Origin of the sequence: Pseudomonas syringae group sp. J254-4 (genome assembly GCF_032586855.1) — a bacterium.
Lineage (GTDB): Bacteria > Pseudomonadota > Gammaproteobacteria > Pseudomonadales > Pseudomonadaceae > Aquipseudomonas > Aquipseudomonas amygdali.
The window spans coordinates 1-13,492 of record NZ_JAWHOO010000031.1 but is presented as its reverse complement, the minus strand read 5'-3'; the positions used below and the strand labels follow the sequence as shown (position 1 = coordinate 13,492).

Annotated in this window: 10 protein-coding genes and 1 pseudogene; 3 read left to right on the top strand and 8 right to left on the bottom strand. The window is 60.8% G+C overall.

All coding sequences use genetic code 11. From position 1 onward, the window contains the following. Window positions 1–62 precede the first annotated feature (62 nt). The 3 genes from RYB09_RS25100 to RYB09_RS25090 all read left to right on the top strand — a co-directional run bounded on the left by RYB09_RS25100 (window position 63) and on the right by RYB09_RS25090 (window position 3,110). The gene (locus tag RYB09_RS25100) at window positions 63–719 is read left to right on the top strand and encodes an HAD family hydrolase (protein WP_058400879.1); all 657 of its coding nucleotides are present in this window, start codon (window positions 63–65) and stop codon (window positions 717–719) included. 47 nt (window positions 720–766) lie between these two features. Continuing rightward, entirely contained in the window at window positions 767–1,255 is a 489-nt protein-coding gene (locus RYB09_RS25095) for an Lrp/AsnC family transcriptional regulator (protein WP_002555947.1), read from the top strand. A 358-nt stretch (window positions 1,256–1,613) separates the two neighbouring features. Beyond that, the gene (locus tag RYB09_RS25090) at window positions 1,614–3,110 is read left to right on the top strand and encodes a methyl-accepting chemotaxis protein (protein WP_058401820.1); all 1,497 of its coding nucleotides are present in this window, start codon (window positions 1,614–1,616) and stop codon (window positions 3,108–3,110) included. A gap of 28 nt (window positions 3,111–3,138) precedes the next feature. Here the strand turns inward: RYB09_RS25090 and RYB09_RS25085 are convergent, their stop codons facing one another. From RYB09_RS25085 to RYB09_RS25050, 8 genes and pseudogenes are all read right to left on the bottom strand, one after another. Beyond that, window positions 3,139–4,722 carry an ABC transporter ATP-binding protein gene (locus tag RYB09_RS25085; protein ID WP_044324527.1) on the bottom strand — a complete coding sequence of 528 codons (1,584 nt, stop codon included), beginning with the start codon at window positions 4,720–4,722 and terminating at the stop codon, window positions 3,139–3,141. Between the two features lies 1 nt (window position 4,723). Continuing rightward, the gene (locus tag RYB09_RS25080) at window positions 4,724–5,746 is read right to left on the bottom strand and encodes an ABC transporter permease (protein WP_004663151.1); all 1,023 of its coding nucleotides are present in this window, start codon (window positions 5,744–5,746) and stop codon (window positions 4,724–4,726) included. Beyond that, window positions 5,746–6,813: a microcin C ABC transporter permease YejB gene (locus RYB09_RS25075; protein WP_003367615.1), complete on the bottom strand. Its 1,068-nt coding sequence runs from the start codon at window positions 6,811–6,813 to the stop codon at window positions 5,746–5,748. Before RYB09_RS25075 ends, RYB09_RS25080 begins: the two co-directional genes overlap by 1 nt. A gap of 1 nt (window position 6,814) precedes the next feature. Next, window positions 6,815–8,698 (bottom strand): extracellular solute-binding protein, encoded by a 1,884-nt coding sequence (locus RYB09_RS25070; protein ID WP_219170723.1) that lies wholly within the window; start codon window positions 8,696–8,698, stop codon window positions 6,815–6,817. 144 nt (window positions 8,699–8,842) lie between these two features. After that, on the bottom strand, window positions 8,843–11,668 hold the full coding sequence (locus tag RYB09_RS25065) for a TonB-dependent receptor (protein WP_193600995.1): 2,826 nt from the start codon (window positions 11,666–11,668) through the stop codon (window positions 8,843–8,845). Between the two features lie 100 nt (window positions 11,669–11,768). Beyond that, entirely contained in the window at window positions 11,769–12,170 is a 402-nt protein-coding gene (locus RYB09_RS25060; RefSeq protein WP_002555939.1) for an ExbD/TolR family protein, read from the bottom strand. Further along, entirely contained in the window at window positions 12,170–12,856 is a 687-nt protein-coding gene (locus RYB09_RS25055; protein ID WP_003435083.1) for a MotA/TolQ/ExbB proton channel family protein, read from the bottom strand. Before RYB09_RS25055 ends, RYB09_RS25060 begins: the two co-directional genes overlap by 1 nt. A gap of 74 nt (window positions 12,857–12,930) precedes the next feature. Then, window positions 12,931–13,428, bottom strand: a pseudogene (locus RYB09_RS25050) (energy transducer TonB); the annotation flags it as partial. Window positions 13,429–13,492: the final 64 nt, after the last annotated feature.

Below are 13,492 nucleotides of genomic sequence, written 5' to 3'. Positions count from 1 at the left end.
TGTCGCGAGACGCTGCGACCACCAGCGCTGGGGATCATTGTTGAATGGAGACGTTGCCTGCCATGGGGCTTATTGATTACCGCGCACTGCTGATCGATTGTGATGAGGTTCTGGTGGACCGTGATTCGGGTGTCTGGGCGGCGTTGCAGCCGTTGCTGGAAAACGGTCTGAACACACCGGATAAAGACTCGGTGCTGACTGAATTCAATGATGTTGTGCGCACGCTCTATCCGCGCTTCGACGAACTGGGTTTCAGCGGCCTGCTGTGCTTTGCGCACCGGCAACTGGCCGAGCGCCTTGGCATCAAGGCCAGTTGGGAAGAGGGCATGACCTTCGCCCGTTCCGTACCGAACTGGACGCTGTTCGAGGATGCTCCCGGCGCGATGCTCTACCTGCGCAAGTTCTATCGGCTGCTGGTTTACGCCGACCGGGACCTGCAGGATCGCGGCATCCTGTGCGAACGGCTGGGGCTTGAGCCTGACAGCCTGCTGTCCCTGAACACTCACCCGCTGGACGATCCGGACTGGCTTGCCGGGATGGATCTGGAGCCGCGTGAAACGCTTCTTGTGTCTCGCCCGCCTGCCTCGGCGCTAGGCACTGGTGGGCTGTGTCTGATCCGCCGTAGCCGTGAGCAACACTGTCAGCCATGCACTGCCGACCTGTGCATCAACAGCATGGCCGATCTGGTCGCTCAGCATCAGCTGTCTTTACGGCGCTGATTTTGCTAGAAGGTAGGCACCGTGAATGGCAATACAAGAGGTAGGTAATGGAAGGCTTGGTCAAACTGGATCGGATTGATATCAATATCCTGGTAGAACTCCAGAAAGACGGGCGCATGACCAACGTCAGCCTGGCCGACGCCGTCGGGCTTTCCGCGAGCCCTTGCCTGCAGCGCGTCAAACGTCTTGAGTCGGCAGGTTACATTTCCAGTTACAAGGCGCACCTTAATCTGGCAAAAATCACCGAATCTGTAACTGTATTCACGGAAATCTCCCTCAGCGACCACAAACGTGAAGACTTCGCCAAATTCGAAGCCAACATCCGCCACGTTGACGAAGTCCTGGAGTGCCACCTGATCAGCGGCGGCTACGACTACCTGGTGCGCTTCATGACCCGCAGCATTCAGCACTATCAGGAAGTGATCGAAGAACTGCTGGACAAGAACATCGGCATCTCCAAGTACTTCAGCTACATCGTCATCAAATCCCCGGTCATGAAAGACGGCGTGCCACTGCGCAAACTGTTGCGCCACTGAATCTCTAGCCCGGAGAGGACGCAGAGCGTCCAGAACGGCATACCCACGCGGAGCATGGGCACGATAGTGTTTGCCCGGCCACCGCGTGGGCCGCCCGTTCCGCGATCCCCCAGACACTTATCGTTCCGCACGCTCCAGCGTGGGAACGCCCTTCGTGACGCTCTGCGTCACAAATCTGCGTAGCGCCGCTTGCTCAAGCCAGAGAGATCGTCGCGCCTCAACACTGACCGAATAATATATTTCTGAAATTCTGGCATAGGGCCACCATCCAGATGGCACGTTGGCCGGGGTTTTGCTCGTGCATATCCGAAAACCGACGGGGCCCCCTGTCGCCATGGATTTCAAAAGGATGTGTTCGATGCCCGTAGCCCCTCGTTTCCTGGACCATTACCGCAAGGCCGACCGGATCATGCTGGGCCTGATCTGGCTATTGTTCCTCTACGCGCTCGGGTTGGCGTTCTGGTTTGATACGTTCACCCAGGCAGTGGTGGTGGGTGGCGGCACCGCGGTGGTGCTGACCGGGCTGTATCGCGCCATCGGCGGCACCCGATTGATGCGCTGCTGTGTGGGTGTAGGCCTGATGGTCATGGCCGCGCTGCATATCAATCAGGCGCACGGGCTGATCGAAATACATTTCGGCATCTTCGTGTTTCTAGCTGTACTGACCTTCTACCGCGACTGGCTGCCGATTCTGGTCGCCGCCGTCACCATCGCCATCCACCATGTCGGCTTCCACGCTCTGCAGCATGCAGGCTTCCCGGTTTACGTCATGCACCACGGCGGCGGCTGGAGCATGGTGATGGTGCATGCGGTGTACGTCGTTGTAGAAAGCGCGATTCTGGTCTATCTGGCCGTGCAGAATCAGGCCGAGGCGGTCGAGAATCAGGACATGCTCGATCGAATGCTGGCCACCACCAACCAGTTTTCGCCCAATAGCCAGGCCAGCGAGCGTTCGGCCAAACGCGTGCCGCTGGCGCAACGTTTCGAGCAGTTTCTGGAGCAGATCACCAGCCTTGTCGACGGCGTGGTGCGCGACACACGCGGGCTCGGCGAGCTGGGTCATGACCTTGCCAAAGCCAGCGGTACGCTGGAAACCGGGGCGCAGCATCAACTCAGCGAGATCGCCCGCATGACCGGCGCGATGCAGCGCATGGGTGATGCCATGAACGATATTTCCAGCCATGTTGCGCACGCCGTGCAGCGGGCCGGTGACGCCAGCGATCAGGTCGCCCACGGGCGCGACAGTGTCGACCGTGCGCAGAGCGAAATCACCCAGCTTGCCGCACGCATCACGACCACCGATGAAACCGTACAGGCCCTGGCCAACCAGTCAGAACAGATCGGCAAAGTGCTGGACGTGATCGGCAGCATTGCCGAGCAGACCAACCTGCTGGCCCTCAATGCTGCAATCGAAGCCGCCCGCGCCGGTGAGCAGGGCCGAGGCTTTGCGGTGGTGGCGGACGAGGTGCGCAACCTCGCGCAGCGCACAGCGTCGTCGACCAAGGAAATCCAGACCATCATCGAAGACCTGCAAAAGGGCAGCCGTCAGGCCGCTACGGCCATGAACGACAGCCTGCAAGGCGTAGGGCGTTGTGTGGAAAACAGCCAGCGGGCGTCGGAATCCCTGCGTGCAGTCGGCGAAGGTATCGGTCATATCACCCAGCTTAACGGCCTCATTGCCACGACCACTGAACAGCAGTCCACCGTCAGCCGGGAAATCGCCGATCAATTACGTTCGGTGCAGACCATCGCCGAGCACACCGCCGCCAATATCGGTGTGCTGGCGACCAGCAGCCAGAGCCTGTCGCCGCTGGCCATACGCCTGGAGGCGCTGGGCCAGAGTTTCCACAACTAGCTTTCGTACCTGGCTTTCAAATTCAGGCTCAGGCAAACACCAGCCCCGAAGAACGCAGCAGTTCCTGAGTGTAGGCCTGCTGCGGCGCGGCGAAGATCTCGCGGGACGGACCTTGTTCGACCACCTTGCCGTCCTTGATCACAATCAGGTCATGCGCCAGTGCATGGACAACCGCCAGGTCATGGCTGATGAACAGGTACGTCAGGCCATGACGGATTTGCAGGTCACGCAGCAGGGCGACGATCTGTTTCTGCACGGTGCGGTCGAGCGCTGACGTAGGCTCGTCGAGCAGGATCAGATCCGGCTCAAGCACCAACGCCCGGGCGATGGAAATGCGCTGGCGTTGCCCACCGGAAAATTCGTGCGGGTAACGATGCCGAGTTGCCGGGTCGAGCCCGACTTCCTGCAACACCCGGATCACCGTCTGCTCACGCTCTTTCGGCGTGCCGATATTGTGCGTCACCAACCCCTCGGCAATGATCTGCTCCACGGTCATGCGCGGGCTGAGACTGCCGAACGGGTCCTGAAACACCACCTGCAACTGACGACGCAACGGGCGCATCAGGTGCTGGCTGTGCAGGCTCAGCTCCTTGGTGCCAAAACGGATGCTGCCCTCTGAATCGACAAGACGCAAAATCGCCTGGCCCAAGGTCGATTTGCCCGAGCCGGACTCGCCGACAATCCCGAGCGTCTTGCCCTTGAGCAGCTCGAAACTCACCCCATCCACTGCCTTCACATACTGCGGTTCGCGCTTGAACCAGGCTTTGCCCAGAGGGAACCAGACTTTCAGATCCTGCACCGACAGCAGCGTGTTGCTGTGCGTGGACGGCACCGGCTCGCCGTCTGGTTCGGCGTTGATCAGCAAGCGACTGTAAGGATGCTGCGGATTGTCGAACAGGGCCTGGCAATCGGCCTGCTCGACGATTTCGCCCTCACGCATCACGCAGACCCGCTGGGCGATGCGCCGCACCAGATTGAGGTCGTGACTGATCAGCAACAACGACATGTTGAGCCGCTGCTGAAGGGACTTGAGCAACTCCAGAATCTTCACCTGCACGGTCACATCCAGTGCGGTGGTCGGTTCGTCGGCGATCAGCAGATCCGGCTCGTTGGCCAGCGCCATGGCGATCATGATGCGCTGCCGCTGCCCACCCGACAGTTGATGCGGATATGCCTTGAGGCGTGACAGCGGGTCACGAATGCCGACCAGTTCCAGCAGCTCCAGGGTGCGACTCAGCGCGGCCTTGCCTTTCAGGCCCTTGTGAGTGACGAGAATTTCGCCGATCTGCTTTTCGACCGTGTGCAGCGGGTTCAGAGAGCTCATGGGCTCCTGAAAAATCATCGCCACACGGTTGCCACGCAGGCTGCGCAATTGCTTGTCGCTGGCAGTAACCAAGTCGAGCCCGTCATAGCGAATCGAGCCCTGGGTGCTGACGGTTTTGGCCGGCAACAGACGCAGAATCGAGTGCGCAGTGACCGACTTGCCAGAGCCGGATTCGCCGACCAGCGCCAGGCACTCGCCACGGCGGATGTCGAGGCTGACGCCATGCACCACTTCATGGCCGTTGAAGGCGACCCGCAGGTCGCGAATTTCAATCAGGTTGTCTTGCATGTCAGCTCCGAGGATCAAACGCGTCGCGGCAGGCTTCGCCGATGAACACCAACAGAGAAAGGATCAGGGCCAGCGCGACGAAAGCGGTCAGCCCCAGCCACGGCGCTTGCAGGTTGCGCTTGGCCTCGCCGATCAGTTCGCCCAGCGAAGCGCTGCCAGCGGGCATGCCGAAGCCGAGAAAGTCCAGCGCGGTCAGAGTAGCGATGGCACCGGTGATGATGAACGGCAGGTACGTCAGGGTGCTGGTCATCGCGTTGGGCAGGATGTGCCGCCACATCAGCGCGGCATCGGTCAGGCCCAGTGCGCGGGCGGCTTTGACGTATTCAAGATTACGCCCGCGCAAAAACTCGGCACGCACCACGTCCACCAGCGACAGCCAGGAGAACAGCGCCATGATGCCCAGCAACCACCAGAAACTCGGTGACACAAAGCCGGACAGAATGATCAGCAGGTACAGCACCGGCAACCCCGACCATATTTCCTGAATGCGCTGGCCGATCAGGTCGGTCATGCCGCCGTAGTAACCTTGAATCGCCCCGGCACAGACGCCGATCACCGTGCTGATCGCGGTCAGCAGCAGCGCGAACAGAATGGAAATCCGCGCGCCGAACAGCACACGCGCCAGTACGTCACGGGCCTGCTCGTCAGTGCCCAGCCAGTTGGTGCCGTCGGGCGGGCTGGGCGAGGGCGCGTCCAGGTCATAGTTGATGGTGTCGTAGCTGAACGGGATCGGTGCGAACAGCATCCAGCCGTCTTTTGCCGCGATCAGCTTGCGCACGTAGTCGCTTGAATAGTCCGGTTCGAAGGGCAGTTCGCCGCCGAAATCGGTTTCCATGTAGGTGCGCAACACCGGGTAATACATCTGCCCGTCGTAGCTGACCAGCAGCGGCTTGTCGTTGGCGATCAGTTCGCCGCACAGGCACACCAGCATCAGGCCGATGAAGATCCACAGCGACCACCAACCGCGACGGTTGGCCTTGAACAGGTCGAAGCGACGCCGGGTCTGGGGAGAGAACTCGAACATCAGGCGCTCCTCGCGGAAAAGTCGATGCGTGGGTCGACCAGCGTGTAACACAGGTCACCGATCAGTTTGATCAGCAGGCCGAACAGCGTGAACAGAAACAGCGTGCCGAACACGATGGGGTAGTCCCGCGAGACCGCCGCCTCGTAACTCATGCGCCCCAGGCCATCGAGGCCGAAGATGGTTTCGATCAGCAGCGAGCCGGCGAAAAACACTTCGATCAAGGCCTGCGGAATACCCGCGATGACCAGCAGCATGGCGTTGCGAAACACATGGCCGTACAGCACGCGATGCTCGGTCAGGCCCTTGGCACGCGCCGTGACCACGTATTGACGGCTAATTTCGTTGAGGAAGCTGTTCTTGGTGAGGATGGTCAGCGTGGCGAAGCCGCCGATCACCAGCGAGCTGACCGGCAACACCAGGTGCCACAGATAGTCCTTCACCTTGCCCCAGGTGCTCAGGCTGTCGAAGTTGTCCGAGAACAGCCCTTGCGCCGGAAACCAGCTCAGGTAACTGCCTCCGGCAAACACCACGATCAGCAGAATGGCGAACAGAAACGCGGGCGTGGCGTAGCCGATGATTACCAGCGTGCTGCTCCAGACATCGAACGCGCTGCCATGCCGCACCGCTTTGCGAATGCCCAGCGGGATGGAAATCAGGTAGGTGATCAGCGTCGCCCAAAGCCCGAGTGACAGCGATACCGGAAGCTTCTGGGCAATCAGTTCGGTGACCGGCGCACCGCGGAAGAAGCTGGTGCCGAAGTCGAGCTGTGCATAATTCTTGAGCATCAGCCAGAGTCGTTCGTGCATCGGTTTGTCGAAACCGTAATGTTCCTTGATCTGCTCGATCAGCGCCGGGTCCAGCCCGCGCGTGCTGCGGCTGGCGGTACCGCTTGCGGCTACTTCACCACCGCCGCCACCAACACCATTGGGGCTGAAACCCTGAATGCGCGCGATGGCCTGCTCGACCGGTCCGCCGGGGGCGGCCTGCACGATCAGGAAGTTGACGATCAAAATGGCCAGCAGCGTGGGAATGATCAGCAGCAGGCGTCGAATCACATAAGCCAGCATCTCAATACTCCTTGGCAGCGGCGGGCTTGCCGGTCAGTGCGGCGGCCTGAGCGTTGGTCAGCGGGGTCGGGCTGATCTGCCACCAGGTTTCCAGACCAACGTCATAGGTCGGTGCCACATCCGGCATGCCGAAACGGTTGGCGAACACCAGTGGCGTGCCCTTGGAGTAGTAGTTGGGAATCATGTAGTAGCCCCATTGCAGGACCCGGTCCAGCGCCCGCGCGTAGAGCACCATATCGTTACGCGTATTGGCGCTCACCAGCCCGTCGATCAGCGTGTCCACCGCAGGATTGCGCAGCACCATGGCGTTGGAGCTGCCCACTTCGGTGGCGCTTTGCGAGCCGTACAGGTTGTACAGCTCACGGCCAGGAGAAATGATCGGATTACCGTTTTTCGGCAGGCTGACCACGATCATGTCGTAGTCCCGCGCATTGAGCCGGTTGATGTACTGCGCCGAATCGATGCGCAGGAAATCCAGGGTGATGCCGATCTGCGCCAGCGTGCGCTTGAAGGGCAGAATCAGGCGATCGAAACCACCCTGACCATCGAGAAAGCTGAACACCATCGGCTCGCCAGCGGCGTTCACCAGCTTGTTGTCCTTCGGGTGCCAGCCCGCCTCAGCGAGCAGCTTGAGGGCCTGCAACTGTTTGTCACGGATGTAACCGCTGCCGTCGGTTTTCGGCGGCTGATACACCGTGGTGAACACCTCGTCCGGCACCTGACCGCGCAAGGGTTCGAGAATCTTCAGCTCGGCCGGGGTCGGCAGCTCGGTGGCGGCCATGTCGCTTTTCGGGAAATAGCTTTGTTCGCGCACGTAGAAATTGCGCATGACTCGACGATTGATCCAGTCGAAATCCCACAGCAACGACAGCGCCTCGCGCACGCGGCGGTCCTTGAACATGGGTTTGTCCAGATTGAACACAAAGCCCTGCGCGGCGACCGGACGTTGCGGTGCGAGGATGCGCTTTTGCAGGCGCCCGTCGTCAATCGCCGGGCCGCTGTAGCCGACCACGAAGCCTGAAGAGGAGAACTCGCGGTTGTAGTCGAACATCCCGGCTTGCAGCAGTTGGCGGGCGATTTCGATGTCGCCGTAGTAGTTCACGGTGAGCGTGTCGAAGTTGTACAGGCCACGGCTGACCGGCAGGTCCTTGCCCCACCAGTCCTTGACCCGTTCAAAGACCACGCTGCGTCCGGCATCGACCTTGGCGACCCGGTAGGGCCCGTTGCCCAGCGGCGGCTCGAACCCGCCGCCATTGGCGAAGTCGCGGGTCTTCCACCAGTGCTCGGGCAGAATGTGCAGGCTGGCAATATCCAGCGCCAGCATGCGGTTGAGGTTGTTCTTGAAGTCGAAGCGAATCTGTAGCGGCCCCTCGATGGTCACCTGTTTGACGTCGGCGAACATGGGGCGATAGCTGAAGCTGGCCTTGGTGGTCATCAGCTCGAAGGTGTAGCGCACGTCCTCTGCGGTGACGGGCTTGCCGTCCTCGAAGCGCGCCTTGGGGTTGAGGAAAAAACGAATCCACAGACCGTCCGGGTCCATCTCCATCTTTTCCGCGATCAGGCCATACACCGTGTACGGCTCATCCAGCGAGCGATAGGCCAGTGGCGAGTACACCCAGCTGTCGACCTCGCGCACATTGATGCCCTGATCGACGTAGGGATTGAGGTAATTGAACTGTCCGATTTCTTCCGCTGAGCGGCTTAGTGAACCGCCTTTGGGGGCGTTCGGGTTGACGTAGTCAAAGTGCTGGAAGCCAGCCGGGTATTTCGGTGCCTCGCCATAGACGGTCAAGGCGTGAGTCGGGGCGGCCTGAGCGACCTGCCAGCAACTGCACAGCGCAACACCCAGAATCAGGCGCCGCAGAAAACGGGTATGACGCAACATGATGGGGCTTTCCTCGTACGCACTGAATGACGATGAGTCGCGAAAAAGCCCCCGGCCGGGGAAGGTGGATGAAACCTGGGCCGGAGGGGGCGAGCTCGCAATCTGACGTGGCCCAAGGAGCGTGTATGGGCCACGTCGTCACACTCAGAAGTGGTAAGTCGCGCGTGCGAACAGGGTGCGGCCCAGCGGGTCGGCGTAACGAGGGTCGTAGCCGGACTGGAAGTTGTAGGCCTGGTTGGTGAACGGCGGGTTGCGGTCAAACATGTTGCGCACCCCGGCGTCGATATCCAGCACCTTGTCGAAGGTATGACCCACCGACATGTCCCACAAAGCATACGATGCGACCCGCGCATTGGTGGTGCGGTCGTAGTCGTTGTAGCCGCTGGTGAAGCGGTTGGTGATGGAAGCGCGGGTATCGCCCAGTGCCCAGGTGCCGGTCAGCACGTGTTTCCAGCGCGAAATCACGCCGTCGCCCTGGAAGTCGCCGACCTTGTCGGTGTACGGGCCGTCGATGATGTTCTGGAAGTCATAACGGGTGACGTAGGTGCCGGTCATGCCCAGACCGAACTGGCCGTAAGGTGTGTTCGGAAAGCGATAGTCGAGCGTTACGTCGACGCCGCTGGTCTTGACGATACCCAGGTTGGCGTTGCCGGTCACGATGTTGGCAATCGAACCATCAGCAGCGCGCACGTAGCGGTCGGCGTAGGTGTTCGGATCATCAAACACAGTCGACTCGGGGAACGCCTGGATCTGGTTGGAAATGTGAATCCACCAGAAATCCAGGCCCATCGACAGGTTGTTGACCGGCTGATAGACGAAGCCCAGGGTCATGTTGCGGGCTTTTTCCGGGGCCAGTTCGGTGTTGCCTCCACCATTGTTGAGGAACTGCTGCTGGCAATCACGACCGGCGTTACCACCCGGCTGAACGACGCCACCGGCACACAGAACCGGGTCGTTGTAATAGCCCTGGGTGAAAGTCGTACTGCGCGGGGCATACAGCTCGTAAAGCGACGGCGCGCGGAAACCTTCGCTGTAGGCACCGCGGACCACCAGTTGCTTGAACGGCTGGTAGCGGAACGAGTATTTCGGGTTGGTGGTGCTGCCGAAGTCGCTGTATTTGTCGTGACGGACGGCGGCGGTCAGTTCAAGGCTGTCCAGCACGGGCACGTTCAGTTCGGCGTATTCCGCCTTGACGCTCCTGTCGCCTTCGACGCTACCGGCGGCATCTGCGCCCAGGCTGCTGATGTCGTTGACGTAGGCTTCGTACTGCTGATGCATTTTCTCTTTGCGGTATTCGCCGCCCAACGCCAGACCCGCAGGGCCTGCACCGAACCAGTCACCGATTTCCCGGCTGATGCGCGCATCGAGCCCGGCCACCCGGCCCACAGCGCTGGAGTACTGGCCGTGATATTCGCTGGCATCGATCAGCGCCTGACCGGCAGTGGTTTGCGGGCCGAACGGGTTAAGGGTGCCATTGGCCAGGCCGTTGAGCATTGCAGCGTCACTGACATACCCGTTGGTGAGCGATGACAGGACTTTGTTCTGGTTGTAAGAAGCACCTACGTTGTAGTCCCAGCCGCCCACCAGGCCGTCGAAGTTCAGCAGAAAACGCTGGCTGGTGTTCTGGTCGCTGGACCCGCGTGGCCCGGCCGCCGTTTCTCGCCAGGCTGTGCTGATCGGTTGGGTCGGGTCGAGAGTAAAGTCGGTCGGTGCCGGAGTGATGCCGTTGCCGGGATAAAAAGGCGACGATGAGTCCAGAGACAGGCCGGTAAGGGGCGCAGGCCCGATATCGGTATGGTTGTTGTTACGAGCCCAGAAGTATTCGAGGCTGACGTTATGATCGTCTGCCAGCTTGCCGGTGGCCTTGCCAAAAAACGAGGTCTTTTCGGTTTGCGGGATCAGGTCGATGTATTCACGGGTGCTGAACCGGCAGATGCCGTTGCTGGCGATCAGGTTAGGGCCGCCGCAGTTTCTGCCCAGCGGGTTCGCAGAGTTGTCACCCTGGAAGTAATTGCCGGGATAGGCCGTACCGGAGGTCTGATTGAGCCCGCGTCCTGGCACGTAATCTCTGGCAAACGAGCGGTCGTTGGCGTCCAGGTTTTGCTGCTTGTTGTAGTTGAAGACACCCATGACGTTGAAGCGGTCTTGCTCCAGATCGCCAAAGCCCCAACTGGCGCTCATGTCCTTGGTGGCACCGCCGCCGCTGGCGGTCGGGGTTTCTCCACCCAGGGTCAGGCTGCCGTCGGTCAGGGATTTTTTGGTGATGAAGTTGATCACACCGCCAATGGCGTCAGTGCCGTATAGCGCCGAGGCGCCGTCACGCAATACTTCCACACGGTCGATGGCGGCAAAAGGGATCATGTTCAGGTCGATGGCGCTGCCGTTGGGCGTGCCCACACCCGACAGTGCGTTATTGGCCAGACGGCGGCCGTTGAGCAGCACCAGCGTCTTGTTGGCGCCGATGCCGCGCATATCGGCAAACGAGGCACCACCTGTTCCGGCGCCGACCGAGCCTGCACTGTTGTTGATCGACTGGCTGCCAGTGATGCGCTGGACCATTTCCTGGGTGGTGGTCACGCCCTGTTTCTTAAGGTCGTCAGCGCGCAGGATGGTAATTGGCACTGCGGTTTCGGCATCGACCCGGCGGATCGCCGAACCGGTCACTTCTACACGTTGCAGCTGGGTCGTGGCAGGCACAACCGCTGCGCTGGTGGACACGGCCGAGCCGCTTGTGTCCGCGTCGACGGCGTCTGCCGCCTGAGCACCGCTCATGCCCATGGCCAATGCACAAAGCAGGGCACGTGGATGACGCCGGACCGCGAGGGCCAGTGGTTTGAGGGTGCAACCGGGAAGATTCATCAGCATGGTTAGTTCCGACTTGGTCCAGACGTTATTGAAATGGCCTTGTGAGCCCTCTGTTCCCGACGCGGTTGTGCCGAGCGGGAGTTCCACTTCTTCTTTTTCCAGCAAGCCGCTCCCCTCCAGAGGCTTTTCAGCCCACGGACAACCGCATTTACGGGGGGTCGGGTCAGACGGCTTCGCGCGGCGAAGCCGTCAAATCACCTGAGGGTCATTTCGCCGTCATGACGGATATCTTCGTAATGCCCGAACGCTCGATGGACGCCATGGCCTTGGCCACCTGGCCATAATTCACGGCGGTATCGGCCTGCAACTGGACGCGGATTTCCGGGTCCTTGGCCTTTTCGTCCTGCAGGCTTTTTTCCAGCAGTTCCGGGGCGATTTCCGATTTGGCGAGGTAGAACTTGCCGTCCTGATCAACGCTGACCACCACCGGGTTTTTCTTCTCGGCAGGGGCGACCGCATCAGTCTTGGGCAGGTTGACCTTGATCGCGTTGGTCATCAGCGGCGTGGTGACGATGAACACCACCAGCAGCACGAGCATCACGTCCACCAGCGGCGTGACGTTCATTTCGCTGAGTACTTCATCGCTGTCCTGAGTGGAGAAAGACATTAGCTGGCCTCCCGAACGGCATGGCCATTCTTGCTGGCGATGGGCTGACGGGTGACCGCGAAGGCGCTGCGCTGGGCGAGGGCGTCGAAGTCGTGGGCGAAGTCATCCATGTCGGCCACAGCGAGCTTGAGGCGGCGCAGGAAGAAGTTGTAGATCAGCACCGCAGGCACCGCGACGGCGATACCCACACCGGTGGCGACCAGCGCATGGCCGATAGGACCGGCGACCGCTTCGAGGCTGGCCGAGCCGGTCACACCGATGCTTTGCAGTGCTTCCATGATCCCCCAGACCGTACCGAACAGGCCGATGAAGGGCGCGGTGCTGCCGATACTGGCGAGAATTGCCTGACCACTTTCCAGTGCGCGACGCTCTTTTTGTATCTGCTGACGCAGGTTGCGCTCCAGACGGTCCGAGCGGTTGATGGTGTGCGCCAGTTGTTGCGTGGTGCGCGGCGACTCGTCGACCGCCATGGCTTCGAAGCCGCTGTTGGCAATACGCGCCAGCGCTCCAGGATATTGTGCAGAGTGCTCGGCGGCGGTCAGCAGGTCCGGCGCGCTCCAGAACGCCTTGGTGAACTGTTTGTTCTGCGATTTCTGACGCACGTACTGCGCCGACTTGATCAGCAACAGTGCCCAACTCAATACGGAAAACAGAATCAATGCCCAGAGCACGGCCGGGACAATCATGGAAGAGAGCGATGCGTTCATGGTTTAAACCTCACCAGCTTTAATAATTGAAGTGTCGGTTGTCAGGTGCCGGATCATTCCGGCAACTTGAAGTCGATGGTCTGCGTCGCGAAGCCTTCTATCGGCGTGTCACCCCGTTTGGCCGGTATGAACTTCCAGTTGCGCACGGCCTCAACGGCTGCTTCGTCCAATACCGGTTTGCCGCTGGATTTGGTCACCTCGACAGCGCCAGCGCGGCCGTTTGGCAGCACCTTGATGCGCAAAATCACGCGACCTTCCCAACTGCGGCGCAAGGCCAGCCCCGGGTATTCCGGCGGCGGGTTGCCCAGACTGGCGAGCCCGGATACGGCAGCGCTTTCCTTGGCTGGCGCCGGTGGCGCGGCAGGTGCCGGAGGTGCAGGCGCAGGTGCTGGCGGCGCAGGCGGGCTGGGCGCGGCAGCAGGCGTTGGCGCAGGTGGCGTCGGCTTTTTCACCGGCTCGACTTTCTTGACCGGCTTGGGCTTCTCGACCTTAGGCTTCTCCACCGGTTTTGGCGGCGGCTCTACCGCGTCCGGGTCCTCGCCCGGTTGTTCCTGTCTCGTATAAACATCTACGAGCCCACGAGACGCTCATGAATCTCGTTTGACGGGATAAGAA

Bases quoted from the DNA above. Each gene is read 5' to 3' on its own strand.
- RYB09_RS25055 (WP_003435083.1), bottom strand. From the start codon at position 12,856: ATGATTGTCCCGGCCGTGCTCTGGGCATTGATTCTGTTTTCCGTATTG.
- RYB09_RS25080 (WP_004663151.1), bottom strand. From the start codon at position 5,746: ATGTTCGAGTTCTCTCCCCAGACCCGGCGTCGCTTCGACCTGTTCAAG.
- RYB09_RS25060 (WP_002555939.1), bottom strand. From the start codon at position 12,170: ATGTCTTTCTCCACTCAGGACAGCGATGAAGTACTCAGCGAAATGAAC.
- RYB09_RS25085 (WP_044324527.1), bottom strand. From the start codon at position 4,722: ATGCAAGACAACCTGATTGAAATTCGCGACCTGCGGGTCGCCTTCAAC.
- RYB09_RS25090 (WP_058401820.1), top strand. From the start codon at position 1,614: ATGCCCGTAGCCCCTCGTTTCCTGGACCATTACCGCAAGGCCGACCGG.
- RYB09_RS25070 (WP_219170723.1), bottom strand. From the start codon at position 8,698: ATGTTGCGTCATACCCGTTTTCTGCGGCGCCTGATTCTGGGTGTTGCG.
- RYB09_RS25100 (WP_058400879.1), top strand. From the start codon at position 63: ATGGGGCTTATTGATTACCGCGCACTGCTGATCGATTGTGATGAGGTT.
- RYB09_RS25095 (WP_002555947.1), top strand. From the start codon at position 767: ATGGAAGGCTTGGTCAAACTGGATCGGATTGATATCAATATCCTGGTA.
- RYB09_RS25075 (WP_003367615.1), bottom strand. From the start codon at position 6,813: ATGCTGGCTTATGTGATTCGACGCCTGCTGCTGATCATTCCCACGCTG.